Annotated in this window: 14 protein-coding genes; 4 read left to right on the forward strand and 10 right to left on the reverse strand. The window is 53.0% G+C overall.

The features are described from left to right. Positions 1–83: 83 nt before the first annotated feature. Positions 84–551 carry a DUF4826 family protein gene (locus DW350_RS08730; RefSeq protein WP_115718496.1) on the forward strand — a complete coding sequence of 156 codons (468 nt, stop codon included), beginning with the start codon at positions 84–86 and terminating at the stop codon, positions 549–551. A gap of 26 nt (positions 552–577) precedes the next feature. Here DW350_RS08730 and DW350_RS08735 read toward each other — a convergent pair whose 3' ends face one another. From DW350_RS08735 to rluE, 6 genes are all read right to left on the reverse strand, one after another. After that, on the reverse strand, positions 578–1,699 hold the full coding sequence (locus DW350_RS08735; RefSeq protein ID WP_115720599.1) for a ribosomal protein uL16 3-hydroxylase: 1,122 nt from the start codon (positions 1,697–1,699) through the stop codon (positions 578–580). A 101-nt stretch (positions 1,700–1,800) separates the two neighbouring features. After that, complete coding sequence (purB, locus tag DW350_RS08740) at positions 1,801–3,168, reverse strand: adenylosuccinate lyase (RefSeq protein ID WP_115718497.1); 1,368 nt, start codon at positions 3,166–3,168, stop codon at positions 1,801–1,803. Then, complete coding sequence (hflD, locus tag DW350_RS08745) at positions 3,168–3,773, reverse strand: high frequency lysogenization protein HflD (RefSeq protein ID WP_226911419.1); 606 nt, start codon at positions 3,771–3,773, stop codon at positions 3,168–3,170. Before hflD ends, purB begins: the two co-directional genes overlap by 1 nt. Then, positions 3,770–4,885 (reverse strand): tRNA 2-thiouridine(34) synthase MnmA, encoded by a 1,116-nt coding sequence (gene mnmA, locus DW350_RS08750; RefSeq protein ID WP_115718499.1) that lies wholly within the window; start codon positions 4,883–4,885, stop codon positions 3,770–3,772. Before mnmA ends, hflD begins: the two co-directional genes overlap by 4 nt. Before the next feature lie 56 nt (positions 4,886–4,941). Next, entirely contained in the window at positions 4,942–5,361 is a 420-nt protein-coding gene (locus tag DW350_RS08755; RefSeq protein WP_115718500.1) for an NUDIX domain-containing protein, read from the reverse strand. Next, a complete protein-coding gene (gene rluE / locus DW350_RS08760; protein ID WP_115718501.1) occupies positions 5,358–5,978 on the reverse strand; it encodes a 23S rRNA pseudouridine(2457) synthase RluE in 621 nt (206 codons plus the stop codon). The genes DW350_RS08755 and rluE overlap by 4 nt, the downstream gene beginning before the upstream one ends. A gap of 233 nt (positions 5,979–6,211) precedes the next feature. Here rluE and DW350_RS08765 point away from each other — a divergent pair, with 233 nt between their 5' ends. Continuing rightward, on the forward strand, positions 6,212–8,440 hold the full coding sequence (locus DW350_RS08765; protein ID WP_115718502.1) for an NADP-dependent isocitrate dehydrogenase: 2,229 nt from the start codon (positions 6,212–6,214) through the stop codon (positions 8,438–8,440). A 111-nt stretch (positions 8,441–8,551) separates the two neighbouring features. Here DW350_RS08765 and cspD read toward each other — a convergent pair whose 3' ends face one another. Next, positions 8,552–8,761, reverse strand: a complete 210-nt coding sequence (gene cspD, locus DW350_RS08770) for a cold shock domain-containing protein CspD (RefSeq protein WP_115718503.1) — start codon at positions 8,759–8,761, stop codon at positions 8,552–8,554. Between the two features lie 199 nt (positions 8,762–8,960). On the opposite strand from cspD, the gene clpS reads away from it, so the two are divergent. Together clpS and clpA are read left to right on the forward strand one after the other, a co-directional pair. Continuing rightward, positions 8,961–9,275, forward strand: coding sequence for an ATP-dependent Clp protease adapter ClpS (clpS, locus tag DW350_RS08775; RefSeq protein ID WP_115718504.1), 315 nt, complete (start codon positions 8,961–8,963; stop codon positions 9,273–9,275). A gap of 27 nt (positions 9,276–9,302) precedes the next feature. Continuing rightward, the gene (gene clpA / locus DW350_RS08780) at positions 9,303–11,558 is read left to right on the forward strand and encodes an ATP-dependent Clp protease ATP-binding subunit ClpA (protein WP_115718505.1); all 2,256 of its coding nucleotides are present in this window, start codon (positions 9,303–9,305) and stop codon (positions 11,556–11,558) included. 56 nt (positions 11,559–11,614) lie between these two features. On the opposite strand, the gene infA is transcribed toward clpA, so the two are convergent. From infA to aat, 3 genes are read right to left on the reverse strand one after another with little or no spacing between them, the layout of a single operon-like run. Further along, the gene (infA, locus tag DW350_RS08785) at positions 11,615–11,833 is read right to left on the reverse strand and encodes a translation initiation factor IF-1 (RefSeq protein WP_008482294.1); all 219 of its coding nucleotides are present in this window, start codon (positions 11,831–11,833) and stop codon (positions 11,615–11,617) included. Between the two features lie 47 nt (positions 11,834–11,880). Beyond that, the gene (locus DW350_RS08790) at positions 11,881–12,600 is read right to left on the reverse strand and encodes an arginyltransferase (protein WP_115718506.1); all 720 of its coding nucleotides are present in this window, start codon (positions 12,598–12,600) and stop codon (positions 11,881–11,883) included. Further along, complete coding sequence (gene aat / locus DW350_RS08795) at positions 12,582–13,292, reverse strand: leucyl/phenylalanyl-tRNA--protein transferase (RefSeq protein WP_419178350.1); 711 nt, start codon at positions 13,290–13,292, stop codon at positions 12,582–12,584. The genes DW350_RS08790 and aat overlap by 19 nt, the downstream gene beginning before the upstream one ends. Positions 13,293–13,347 lie beyond the last annotated feature (55 nt).

Raw genomic sequence — 13,347 nt, forward strand, 5'->3', positions numbered from 1 at the left:
AGAAATCTGTACAGCCAGGCCTCTTGCCAAGGCTTTTAGCTGCCGCTATGGTAGGCCTCCGCCGTGTCGACAAGGAAAAGAAAATGGCCGAAGAAGACCAAAATACACAAGGCCAGACGCCAGAACTCACCGATGAACAGCGTCGCCAAATGGAAACGCAATGGGTGAATAACAGCCTGCAAAAGGCGAACAGTTATTTGGCATCCAAGGGCATTATGCCGCAGGGCGTGCGTCAGCAAGACAGCCGTATCTTGCCGCCATTGGTGTCAATTTGGCGGATAAAAGGCAAAGAAAATAACGTTATTTCGGATTACTGGGTTATCGCCGGTGATGTGCCTACCGACCATGTGCCGGTAAAAGTGGCGATGCATGCCCGCGATGCGCTGCGCCACTTTTATCTGACCTGGCAAGTACAAGCAGAGAACATTGCCCGCGGCCCAGGCCGGGGCGATCCGATGCAAATGAATTTTGCCAAGTTGCTGGTTAACCGCTCAGAAGGGCTGTTTAATCTTTACCAAGATGACCGGCTTTGGGGCGAAAAAAGCGCCTAAAAAAACCGCCCGGATGGGCGGTTTTTTTATTCCTCAACAAAGTAAAAATAGCCTTTATTGATTAAGTCGGTCAGTACCGCCAAGGCGTCTGGATGGGCCGCCAGTACACTCACGTCCGCAGCGCTGCTGTCGGCCAGGGCTTGCACCGCCTGTTGTGGCAGATCATAGGCTTCACCATCAACAAAAAGCGTATCGCTAATCCCCGCCAAATAAAGTGCTTTAGCCCCCGCTAAGCGGTGGAGCGGCGCCTTTTCATGTAGCAGTTGCTGCACCTCTTCTTGCTGATAAGCCGGTTCGGCAGGCGCGAGGTCCAACTCGTGTTTGGCTTCCGACAGATACTGGCCGAAAAAGCGCTGCAAGGTGGCATCGTCATTGAAAATTTGCGTCAAATTCGATTTAAGGCGGGTGAGCTCCGCCAGAGTGATTTCACCGTTGTGTTCCCGTGGCCGCAGGTCCGGATCGCTGTAGCGATGGTTGTAGAGCTCTTTATCAATGGCAAGGTCGGCAAAGCTACTTAATAAGTCGCGCCCAGAAGGCGCCCGGAAGCCAACAGAGTAGTTCAGTGACGGCTCTATGGCGTAGCCTTCGTGGGGAAAGCCCGGCGGAATGTAGAGAATGTCGCCTGGCTGCATTTCTTCGTCAATAAGGGCCTCAGTAAAAGGCTCAACCTGCAACAGGCTTGGGTGCGGGGTTAAGGTTTTTAGCGGCTGCTTGTCGCCCACGCGCCAGCGGCGGCGGCCTTCACCCTGAATGATAAAAACGTCGTACTGGTCGAGGTGGGCGCCAACGCCACCGCCCGGCACCGAAAAACTGATCATCAAGTCGTCAATGCGCCAGCGGGGCATAAAGTCAAAAAGACTCATCAGATCTTGGCTTTGCTCGAACCAGTGATCAACGGCTTGCACCAGCAAGGTCCAGTCTGTTTCGCTGGTCGGGAAGTTTTCAAAGGGGCCGTGCTGAACGTCCCATTTGTCGCCATTTTTCACCACCAGCCGCGATTCAATTTCGGCTTCCATGGCAAGGCCGGCCAAGTCGTTGGCATCAAGGGGATCTTCAAATGCTTGGATCCCGCCTTTTATTAGGCAGGGCTTTTTTTGCCAGTATTCGGTTAAAAATCCTTGAATACCGCCGGGAAGTGCCAGTTTCATCATCGTCATTCTTTCGCGGGAGCAATTGGCGGTAATGCTAACGCAAAGCCGCAAAGACTGCTTGATTAGGCACAAAAAAAGCGGCCATCAGGCCGCTTTTTTCACAGTTCCTTGGTTAGCCTCTCGGCGATACCCAGGTAGTTGTCGGGGCGCATCAACTTCAGCTCGGCCTTCACGGTATCTGGCAGGGCCAGGCCGTCGATAAAGGCGTGCATGCCCGCTTGGTCAACACGGCGACCACGGGTTAGCTCTTTGAGCTTTTCGTATGGCTTTTCAATACCGTAGCGGCGCATTACGGTTTGAATTGGCTCTGCCAGCAGTTCCCAGTTGTGGTCCAGCTCGTTCAGCAGGCTTTGCTCATTTACTTCCAGCTTGCTGATACCTTTAAGGGTGGCTTCATAGGCAATAACCGAATACGCAGTACCCACACCCAAGTTACGCAGCACTGTGGAGTCGGTCAGGTCGCGCTGCCAGCGTGATACCGGCAGTTTGGCTGCCAAGTGGCCGAACACGGCGTTGGCAAGGCCCAGGTTACCCTCGGAGTTTTCAAAATCGATGGGGTTAACCTTGTGCGGCATGGTCGAAGAGCCAATTTCACCGGCAATGGTTTTTTGCTTGAAGTGGCCAAGGGCAATGTAACCCCAAACGTCGCGATCGAAATCGATAAGAATGGTGTTAAAGCGGGCCAGGGCATCAAAAAGCTCTGCGATGTAATCGTGCGGCTCAATCTGGGTGGTGTATTTATTCCACTCAAGGCCAAGACTGGTAACAAAATGCTCGGCCAGCACCGGCCAGTCGATGTCGGGGTAGGCGCTGTAGTGGGCGTTAAAGTTACCGACGGCACCATTGATTTTACCCAGCAACTCAACGGCGGCAATTTGCTTGCGCTGGCGCTCAAGGCGAATGGCGACGTTGGCCATTTCCTTACCCATGGTGGTGGGAGAGGCAGGCTGGCCGTGGGTACGGGCCATCATCGGTACGGTGGCGTATTTTTCGGCCAGGGCGGTAACGGCGCCAATCAGCTTGTCGCAGTAGGGCAACATGACCTGTTCGCGCGCTTCCATCAGCATCAAGCCGTAAGACAGGTTATTGATGTCTTCACTGGTGCAGGCAAAGTGGATGAACTCGCTGATCGCCATCAGCTCTTTATTGTCAGCCACTTTTTCCTTAAGGAAATATTCCACCGCTTTTACATCGTGGTTGGTGGTTTTTTCGATGTCTTTTACCCGCTGCGCATCGGCTTCGTTGAAATCGGAAACGATTGCGTTAAGGGCCGCGTTAGCGGTGTCAGACAGTGGCGGCACTTCGGCGATCTTGGCTTCACCGGCCAACAGTTGCAGCCAGCGCACTTCCACTTGCACGCGGTATTTAATCAACCCGAACTCAGAGAAGATCGGGCGCAGTGATGCCGCCTTGCTGCCGTAGCGGCCGTCGACGGGGGAGATGGCTGTCAGAGCGGACAGTTCCATTATTGGGGGCTCCTTAAGGATTGGCGAGCCTCAGCAACCAGGGCGCGGCGCTTAAACAACAATTGTAAGCGACTGCCCCCCAGTTGGCGCCACAGTACCAGGGCGCGGATACCGGCCAAAAGAGCCGCCCGTACCTTGTGCTGATTGAGGCCTTGTTGCAGATGGATAGGGGATCCGGCCACTTGGATGCGTGCACCCAGGGGGCTGATAAGTTCAACATAGATGTCGGCTAAATTGGCCAGCACCTTTTCGTCTTCCAGGCCGTAGTGGCCCACCTGACGTTTCACTTGTTCTATACGTTCGCCCATCAGTGCCAAAACGTCTTTGCGCTTGGCTAGGCGGCGCTCAAGAGCCAAAAGGCCAATTAAATAGCGGGTAAGTTCCGGGTCTTTTCGGGAACCGTCGCCCAAGAGTTCAATGACCAGTCTGTAACCGGTATCCAAGCGCCCGTCGCGGTACACGTCTTCTGGCTGCTGCGGGTCGGTGACCAAAATGCCTTTCACTACCGCGAAAAAGTCGTCCATGTCGCAGCTACCCTGGCGGGCAATTTTTTGCACCAGGCTCACGGATTGGGCAGCGGCAGCCATTGCCATGACTCGGCTCATGCTGCACCTCGAATGTAGCGTTGGATGATGCCGCCACCGAGGCAAACCTCACCGTTATAAAAAACGGCGCTCTGGCCTGGTGTTACCGCCATTTGCGGGCTGTCGAACATCACCTGCACATCGCCGTTTTCAAGGGGCGTTAGGGTGCAAGGAATATCATCCTGACGATAGCGGGTTTTAACGGTCAAACGCACTTGTTGACCAGGGCCTTGGTGGTCAACCCAATCAAGGCTGGTGGCCACTAAACCGTTTGAAAACAGCAGCGGATGGTTATGCCCTTGCGCCACAATCAATACGTTACGGTCAAGATCTTTATCCACCACATACCAAGGCTCGTCGCTGGCTTCTTTCAAGCCACCAATGCCTAAGCCCTTGCGCTGGCCAAGGGTGTGATACATCAAACCTTCGTGGCGGCCAATAACGTCGCCTTCAGGGGTTTCAATGTCACCGGGCTGGGCCGGCAAAAACCGCTGCAGGAAGTCTTTGAATTTGCGCTCACCGATAAAACAGATGCCGGTGGAGTCTTTCTTCTTGGCGGTAATAAGGCCTTGCTCTTCGGCAATGCGGCGTACTTCTGGTTTCGGCAACTCACCCACTGGGAATAACGTCTGGCCTACCTGTTGCTCGCCAAGGGCATACAGAAAATAAGACTGGTCTTTATTACTGTCGTTGCCGCGCAAAAGCTGCCAGTGGCCGTTTTCATAACGGTTACGCACGTAATGGCCAGTGGCAATGAAGTCGGCCCCCAAGGCATCGGCAGCATAATTAAGGAAGGCTTTAAACTTGATTTCCTTGTTGCACATGATGTCAGGGTTAGGGGTGCGGCCGGCTTTGTATTCTTCGAGAAAATACTCAAAGACGTTGTCCCAGTATTCGGCAGCAAAATTGATTTTATGCAGCTTGATGCCGAGCTTGTCGCATACCGCCTGGGCGTCTGCCATGTCTTCTGCTGCGGTGCAGTAGTCGGTGTCGTCGTCTTCTTCCCAGTTCTTCATGAAAAGACCTTCCACCTGGTAGCCCTGGGCTTTAAGAAGGTAGGCAGATACGGAAGAGTCGACACCGCCGGACATGCCGACAATGACTTTGGTCTCACTCAGGGGTTTGTCGCTCATGGGACTTCAAATAACCTCGGCGAAAAAAGTGCGCGCATTGTAGCAAAAGGCAGTGATTAGCGCAGCACAGACAATGGGTAATGATGGCCTGACTGAAAATCAGCAATACAGTCGGTCACTAAATGGCTACGAAGAGGGCGATTTTCAAGTTCAGCCAGGGACAACCACTGGCAATTGAGGATGTCGCTGTCTTGCGGGAAGGTGGCCATAGGCGAATCAATGCGGGCGTAAAACACATGCCGCCAAAAGGTTTTATGGGGCAAGGTTAAATGATAAAGCCCTACCAGGCCTTGCGGCGCCAGAGTGAGGCCGGTTTCTTCCCATAACTCTCGCTTGGCGGCGGCAATCAGGTTTTCCCCCGGTTCCCAGTGGCCCGCCGGCTGGTTAAGGGTAAGTACGCCTTCGATATTTTCTTCAACAAACAAAAAACGCTCTTGGGCGGCTATTACCCAGGCAACGGTCGCGGCTTGGATCATGGTGTTATCTCCTGATATTGGCCGTTAGCAAGGTCACCGAGCCGGTAAGGGCCGATGGCCACCCGCACCAGTCTTAAGGTGGGAAAACCAATATGGGCTGTCATTCGCCTTACCTGGCGGTTACGGCCTTCATGAATGCTGATTTCAAGCCAGGTGGTGGGAATGGCTTTTCGAAAGCGCACCGGCGGGTTTCGCGGCCAAAGTGCGGGCTCGTCAATCTGCTTTACCTTGGCGGGCAGGGTAGGCCCGTCTTTTAAGGTTACGCCTTGGCGAAGCGCGGCAAGGTCATCTTCGGTGGGGGCGCCTTCCACTTGTACCCAATAGGTTTTGCTGGTTTTTTTTCCGGGTTGGGTCAATTTGGCATTAAGGCGGCCATCATTGGTCAGCAGCAGTAAGCCTTCGGAGTCTCTGTCTAAGCGGCCAGCGGCGTAGATGCCAGGAATATCAATAAAGTCTTTTAAGGTTTGCCGTCCTTCCTGGTCGGTAAATTGGCATAACACATCGAAAGGCTTATTAAAGAGCACCAGTTTCGGTGGCCCTGTTAGCGGTGCTTCTCGCTTTTTGTTGGCGTAAGGGCGGCGGCTGGATGGGCGTTTATACGCTTTGGGTGCTGACAAGGAATTGCGCCTCCTGTGAAATACCGGGCAAGGCTAGCACTGCAAGCAGAGTGCGCCAATCACCAATAACTGTTTGCATAAAAACTGAGCGAATAGTGCTTGGCGGTTAGCGCTTGCGCACAATTGCTATTGGTGTTGGTATACTCTGCTACCTAGTTCACACTTTCGAGGGGCTTTTTTCCCACTCGAGTCTTGCGAAGATTTCGCTACACCACGCTTAGGAAGTCGCAATTATGACAACAGGCAAGTCGAAGATCATTTACACCATCACAGACGAAGCTCCGGCACTTGCAACCCAGTCTCTACTGCCCATCATTGAAGCTTTCGCCGCGAAAGCGAGCGTAGCGGTAGAAACTCGGGACATCTCCCTGGCCGGCCGTATCATCGCAACTTTTCCTGAATATTTGACTGACGATCAGCGCATTGGCGACGATTTGGCAGAATTAGGCGAACTGGCTAAAACCCCAGAAGCCAACATCATTAAACTGCCTAATATCAGCGCCTCAGTACCGCAGTTAAAAGCGGCAGTTAAAGAATTGCAAGCCAAGGGCTACAAACTGCCTGATTACCCAGAAGAGCCGAAAAATGACGATGAAAAAGCCGTCAAAGCGCGCTACGACAAGGTAAAAGGCAGCGCCGTAAACCCGGTGCTGCGTGAAGGTAACTCTGACCGCCGCGCTCCGGCTTCGGTTAAACAGTATGCCCGCAAGCACCCGCATTCCATGGGCGCCTGGAGCAAAGACTCCAAGTCCCACGTAGCCAGCATGACCAGCGGCGATTTCTACGGTTCTGAAAAATCCGTCACCTTGGACGACGCCACTAGCGTTAGCATCGCGCTGTACAAAGCCGATGGCAGCAAAGAAGTGCTTAAAGAAAAGCTGGCGCTTTTGGCTGGCGAAGTGATTGATGCGTCCACCATGAGCAAAAAAGCCCTGCAAGCCTTCTTTGCCGAGCAAATTGCAGACGCCAAAGCCAAAGGCGTGCTGTTCTCCTTGCACATGAAAGCCACCATGATGAAGGTGTCTGACCCCATCATCTTTGGTCATGCGGTAAAAGTGTTTTACAAAGATGTCTTTGAAAAACATGCCGACCTTTTCAAAAAAATGGGTGTAGATGCTAACAACGGTATTGGTGATCTTTACTCCCGTTTAGACACCCTGTCTGCTGACGAGCGCAAGACCCTTGAGGCTGAACTCAATGCGGTTTACGACAACAGCCCGTCACTGGCGATGGTTGATTCCGACCGTGGCATCACCAACCTGCACGTGCCTTCCGATGTCATCATTGACGCGTCAATGCCGGCAATGATCCGTACCTCCGGCCAAATGTGGAACAGCAAAGGCGAGCAGCAAGATGCTAAAGCCGTTATTCCAGACCGCTGTTATGCCGGTGTTTACGAAGAAACCATCGAGTTCTGTAAAGAGCACGGCGCTTTTGACCCACGTACCATGGGTTCAGTACCCAACGTTGGTTTGATGGCGCAAAAAGCAGAAGAGTATGGCTCCCACGACAAAACCTTTGAAATCGCCGCCGATGGCGTAGTTAAAGTGACCGACGCCAATGGCAAGGTGCTGCTGGAGCATCCGGTTGAAGCCGGTGATATCTGGCGTATGTGCCAAACCAAAGACGCGCCTATTCGCGACTGGGTTAAATTGGCGGTTAACCGTGCCCGTGCCAGCAACACCCCGGCGGTATTCTGGCTGGACGAAAACCGTGCCCACGATGCCGAGCTGATTAAAAAGGTTAACGCCTACCTGCCTGAGCACGACACCAGCGGCCTGGATATCTCCATTAAATCGCCTATCGATGCAACCCGTTTTTCCTTGGCGCGTATTAAAGACGGTAAAGACACTATCTCTGTTACCGGTAACGTGCTGCGCGACTACCTCACCGACTTGTTCCCCATTCTGGAACTGGGTACCAGCGCTAAAATGCTGTCTATCGTGCCGCTGATGAACGGTGGTGGCCTCTTTGAAACCGGCGCCGGCGGCAGTGCACCTAAGCACGTGCAGCAGTTTGAAAAAGAAAACTACCTGCGCTGGGATTCACTGGGTGAATTCTTGGCGTTGGCTGCTTCTTTTGAGCACCTGTCCGGCTTTGATAGCAACCCGAAAGCGCAAGTACTGGCTGACACTCTGGACCAGGCAACCGCCCAGTTCCTGGAGAACAACAAGTCTCCGGCGCGTAAAGTCGGGCAGCTTGATAACCGTGGTAGCCATTTCTACTTGGCCCTTTACTGGGCACAAGCTCTGGCCGCGCAAGATAAAGACGCTGAACTCAAAGCGCAGTTTGCTGCCCTGGCGGAAACCTTGACCAAGGAAGAAGACGCTATTGTCGGCGAGCTTAACGGCGCCCAAGGTGTGGCCATGGATATCGGTGGTTACTACAAGCCTGACTTGGACCTGGCCGCCAAAGCCATGCGCCCAAGCGAAATCTTGAACAACGCCATTGCGGCGCTTTAAGCCTCTTGGCTAACGAAAAAACCGCCCTTGGGCGGTTTTTTTATGGAAAGGCGCTAATGAAAAAGCCCCAGAAATGGGGCTTTTTGACAGGGACTGAGTCAGAGTGCGATATTATTTTTCTTGAGGGCGAATGTTCACAGCGTGAAAGCCCTTGGGACCCTGGCTCATGTCGAAGTTAACTTCCTGGCCTGCTTTAAGCGTTCGGTAGCCGTCCATTTGAATGGTCGAGTAGTGAGCGAAAACATCCTCGCCGCCCCCGTCAGGACAAATAAAACCGAACCCTTTGGCGTTGTTAAACCATTTGACTGTTCCAATAGCCATACATCATTCCCGTCGTTTGTTAACTGGTTACACCATGTTGGTCTAGTCTCCACAGTGGAGCTCCGACCTACCTCAAAGTACAATTTAGTGAAGATAGCAACTGAGTCAAGTTTTTTTTAACACTGAATTAACAAGGTGTGTGTAAAAAATTTGCACTAGGGCCCAAGATGAAAAAATCTCAATACAGGACTTGAAAACCATGGCCGGCAGTACCGATATTCAACATAAAGAGAAAACACAAAATGCAGATCCGGCGCTAAAACGTGCGCCAATGTATAAAGTGGTTCTCATGAATGACGATTACACCCCAATGGATTTTGTGGTTCTCGTTCTGCAACAGTTTTTTACCATGGATCATGAGAAGGCAACTCAGGTAATGTTGTCTGTGCATTACCAAGGAAAAGGGGTGTGTGGAATTTTCAGCGCGGATGTCGCTGAAACCAAAGTGGCTCAGGTGAACCGCTTTGCAAGGGACAATGGTCATCCCTTACTTTGTGCCATGGAACCGGCTTGACCCGTGTTGTAAACCAAGGGGGCGTACATGCTGAATAAAGAGCTCGAGCAAAGCCTGAACGAAGCTTTCCGTCGTGCCAGGACCGAACGCCACGAGTACCTCACCGTGGAGCACTTACTGATGGCGTTGCTGGATAACAGCGCGGCAGCAGAAGCGCTTGGCGCCTGCGGTGCTGATCTTTCACAACTGCGTACCGAGCTAGACAGCTTTATCGATCAAACCACCCCCCGCATTCCCGAAGACGACGAAGAGCGGGAAACACAACCCACGCTGGGCTTTCAGCGCGTATTGCAGCGCGCTGTGTTCCACGTGCAAAGCTCCGGCAAAGAAGAAGTGACGGGTGCTAACGTCTTGGTGGCCATTTTTGGCGAGCAAGAAAGCCAAGCCGTTTATATTCTCCGCAAAGCCGACATCACCCGGCTTGATGTGGTCAATTACATTTCCCACGGCGTGCGTAAGAGCGAAGAAGAGCCTGCGCCAGGTGAAGCGCCACAAAAAGAAGTGGAAGCCGAAGGTAAAGCCGAAAGCTACCTGGAAATGCTGACCGTTAATCTCAATGAACAAGCCAAGATTGGCCGTATTGACCCGCTGATTGGTCGTGAGGCCGAGCTTGAACGTACCGTGCAGGTGCTTTGCCGCCGCCGTAAAAATAACCCCTTGTTTGTGGGTGAGGCCGGTGTCGGTAAAACCGCCCTGGCAGAAGGCTTGGCCAAGCGCATTGTTGATGGCGAAGTGCCAGAGCTTATTGCCCATTGCACCGTCTATTCGTTAGATATGGGCGCCTTGCTGGCTGGCACCAAATACCGTGGCGACTTTGAAAAACGCTTCAAAGGGCTTTTAAAAGAGCTTAAAGAAGAAGACGGCGCCATTTTGTTTATCGATGAAATTCACACCCTGATTGGTGCTGGCGCTGCCTCTGGCGGCCAAACCGATGCTTCTAATTTGATTAAGCCGTTGCTGGCCTCTGGCAATATCAAATGCATGGGCTCCACCACCTATCAGGAATACCGCGGCATCTTCGAAAAAGACGTGGCGCTTGCCCGCCGCTTCCAGAAAATCGACATCAGCGAACCGTCGGTAAGCGACACCATTAAAATTCTTCAGGGCCTTAAAACCCATTATGAAGAACACCATGATGTGCGCTTTACCCAAGGGGCGTTGAAGGCAGCGGCCGAGCTTTCAGCCAAGTACATCAACGAGCGGCACCTGCCGGATAAAGCGATTGATGTTATCGATGAAGCCGGTGCCCGGGCGCGGTTAATGCCGAAACGGCGTAAAACCGTTAACGAAGCCGATATCGAATCGGTGGTGGCGCGTATGGCGCGGATCCCCGAAAAATCGGTGTCCAGTAATGACAAAGACACCCTGGCGGCCTTGGACAGAAACCTCAAGCTGGTGGTATTTGGCCAAGACAAAGCGATTGACGCCTTGTCAGCCAGCATTCGCCTGAGTAGGGCAGGGCTGGCGGTTGACCACAAACCGGTTGGCTCCTTCTTGTTTGCAGGGCCTACCGGTGTTGGTAAAACCGAAGTTACCCAGCAGCTTGCCCGGCAAATGGGGGTTGAGCTGGTGCGCTTTGACATGTCCGAGTACATGGAGCGCCATACCGTGTCGCGGCTTATTGGTGCGCCTCCCGGCTATGTGGGGTACGACCAAGGTGGTTTGCTGACCGAGGCGGTTATCAAGCATCCGCACTCTGTGGTGCTGCTGGATGAAATTGAAAAGGCTCACCCGGATGTCTTTAACTTGCTGCTGCAGGTGATGGACAACGGCACCTTGACCGACAACAACGGTCGTAAAGCCGATTTCCGTAACGTTATCCTGGTGATGACCACCAACGCTGGCGTGCGTGAAACCGAGCGCAAGTCCATGGGCTTTAAAGCGGTGGAACACGACGATAACGCCATGGCGGAAATCAACCGGGTCTTTAGCCCTGAGTTCCGTAACCGTTTGGATGGAATTATTTGGTTTAACCACCTTAGCCCGGCGGTTATTGCCCAGGTGGTTGAGAAGTTCCTGGCTGAGCTCGAAGCGCAGCTTGATGCGCGCGGCGTTACCTTGGAAGTTGATGCTGAAGCCAAAACCTGGCTGGCTGAAAAAGGTTACGACCATGCCATGGGCGCGCGGCCGATGTCTCGGGTTATCCAAGAACATCTGAAAAAGCCGCTGGCGAATGAGCTGTTATTCGGCAAGTTAGCCGATGGTGGCAAGGTTACCGTCACCGTTGCTGACGACGACCTGAAACTGGACGTGCAAGGCCAGGAAGCGGCGACAACCGCCTAACGACTGGAACACCTATTAAAAAACCCGCCATCAGGCGGGTTTTTTTGAGGCATCCATCAACGTTGACGGAAGACGATGCGGCCTTTGCTCAGGTCGTACGGCGTCATCTGAACGGTAACGGTATCGCCGGTCAGGATGCGGATGTAGTTTTTGCGCATTTTACCGGAGATGTGGGCAGTTACCACGTGGCCGTTCTCTAGCTCGACGCGGAACATGGTGTTGGGCAGGGTTTCCAGTATTGTTCCCTGCAACTCAATCACGTCTTCTTTCGACATTTAGATGCAAAACCTCTTATAACCTAGAAATCGGCGCCGATCTTGCCTTAACTGGCGCCCTCTGTAAAGCGTTGCCATGCACCGTCGCAATATCGCTCAAAGGGAAGATATTGCGTCTTGTAATTCATTTTCTGGCACGCATCGATTTGATAGCCGAGATAAAGCCATTTTTTACCGCGGCTTTTAGCTGCCTCAAGCTGCGTTAATACACCCAAGGTTCCCAAGGAACGCTTGTCTTCATCGGGGTCGAAGAAGGTGTAAAGCGCTGAATAGGCGACAGGCGTTTCGTCGGTGATGGCACAGGCGAGAAGCCGTTTCCCTTTATACAGGCAAATCAACGTCATGGGTAGCCAACTGGCCTTCGCAAAGTGGGTTAATTGACTTTCCGACGGTGGAAACATTCCGCCATCGTGGTGGCGGGCGTTGATATAGCGGCAATAAAGGTCGAAATGGTGGGGCTGAAACTGATGTTCAATACGCACCGTCAAATCGGTATTTTTTTTCAACACTCGGCGTTGGCGCCGGCCCGGCATAAACTGCTCAACATCAACACGCACCGACTCGCAGGCCTGGCACTGGTGGCAGTAAGGCCGATAAACGTCAGAGCCGTTACGCCGAAACCCCATCGACAGCAGCATTTCATACCGCTCTGCGTCCATGGGTGATTGGGTTACCACCAGCAACTGTTCGTTTTTTTCTGGCAGGTAAGCGCAAGGGAAGGGCTTGGTTAAGCCACAATAAAGCCCTTTTAAGAGGTTAACGGACATGGCCATTCTCCTCGTTGCCACAATGCATCAGGCATCAGTTTGTCACGCTCTTCAGCCAAGATCTGCAAATAATGACTGCGCGGCATTTCTTTCACCCCCAAACTTGCCAAATGCGGGTTCATCAACTGGCAGTCAATCAGTCGGGCATGGCCTTGCAGTCTGGCGTGTAGGGCGGCAAAAGCGGCTTTAGACGCATTGGTGGCGCGGTGAAACATGGACTCGCCGCAGAACACTCGGCCGATGGTAATGCCATACAGGCCACCCACCAATTCCCCTGCCAGCCAAACCTCAACACTGTGGGCATAGCCTAACTCATGCAGTTTTAAGTATGCGGCGCGCATCTGCGGGCTTAGCCAAGTGCCTTTTTGGCCATCGCGCGGCGCAGCGCAGCCTTCGAGCACCTTAGCAAAGGCGGTATTACAGCGATATTGGTAAGGGGTCTTTTTCAGCCATTTTTTGAGGCTGGTCGACATTATCATGTCGCCGGGAACTGCGGCGCCTCTCGGGTCGGGTGACCACCATAAAATCGGCTCCCCTGGGTTAAACCACGGGAAAATACCAAGGCGATAGGCCGCCATTAACCGGGTAGGGGAAAGATCGCCGCCAAAGGCAAGCAAGCCGTTAGGCTGATCCAAGGCTTGAACCGGATCAGGAAACAGGCAAGGGTTATCGGGCAGTTCGGGTAGCGCTATAGTCATGGTTTTCGCAATACATTCTTCACAGTTAGAGTGTAGCGCTAACCAAAAG

The organism is Gallaecimonas mangrovi (assembly GCF_003367375.1).
Classification (GTDB): domain Bacteria; phylum Pseudomonadota; class Gammaproteobacteria; order Enterobacterales; family Gallaecimonadaceae; genus Gallaecimonas; species Gallaecimonas mangrovi.

What these genes read in the sequence shown, in the direction of transcription:
- DW350_RS08730 (WP_115718496.1), top strand. Translation starts at nt 84, where the DNA reads ATGGCCGAAGAAGACCAAAATACACAAGGCCAGACGCCAGAACTCACC.
- DW350_RS08735 (WP_115720599.1), bottom strand. Translation starts at nt 1,699, where the DNA reads ATGAAACTGGCACTTCCCGGCGGTATTCAAGGATTTTTAACCGAATAC.
- purB (WP_115718497.1), bottom strand. Translation starts at nt 3,168, where the DNA reads ATGGAACTGTCCGCTCTGACAGCCATCTCCCCCGTCGACGGCCGCTAC.
- hflD (WP_226911419.1), bottom strand. Translation starts at nt 3,773, where the DNA reads ATGAGCCGAGTCATGGCAATGGCTGCCGCTGCCCAATCCGTGAGCCTG.
- mnmA (WP_115718499.1), bottom strand. Translation starts at nt 4,885, where the DNA reads ATGAGCGACAAACCCCTGAGTGAGACCAAAGTCATTGTCGGCATGTCC.
- DW350_RS08755 (WP_115718500.1), bottom strand. Translation starts at nt 5,361, where the DNA reads ATGATCCAAGCCGCGACCGTTGCCTGGGTAATAGCCGCCCAAGAGCGT.
- DW350_RS08765 (WP_115718502.1), top strand. Translation starts at nt 6,212, where the DNA reads ATGACAACAGGCAAGTCGAAGATCATTTACACCATCACAGACGAAGCT.
- cspD (WP_115718503.1), bottom strand. Translation starts at nt 8,761, where the DNA reads ATGGCTATTGGAACAGTCAAATGGTTTAACAACGCCAAAGGGTTCGGT.
- clpS (WP_115718504.1), top strand. Translation starts at nt 8,961, where the DNA reads ATGGCCGGCAGTACCGATATTCAACATAAAGAGAAAACACAAAATGCA.
- clpA (WP_115718505.1), top strand. Translation starts at nt 9,303, where the DNA reads ATGCTGAATAAAGAGCTCGAGCAAAGCCTGAACGAAGCTTTCCGTCGT.
- infA (WP_008482294.1), bottom strand. Translation starts at nt 11,833, where the DNA reads ATGTCGAAAGAAGACGTGATTGAGTTGCAGGGAACAATACTGGAAACC.
- DW350_RS08790 (WP_115718506.1), bottom strand. Translation starts at nt 12,600, where the DNA reads ATGTCCGTTAACCTCTTAAAAGGGCTTTATTGTGGCTTAACCAAGCCC.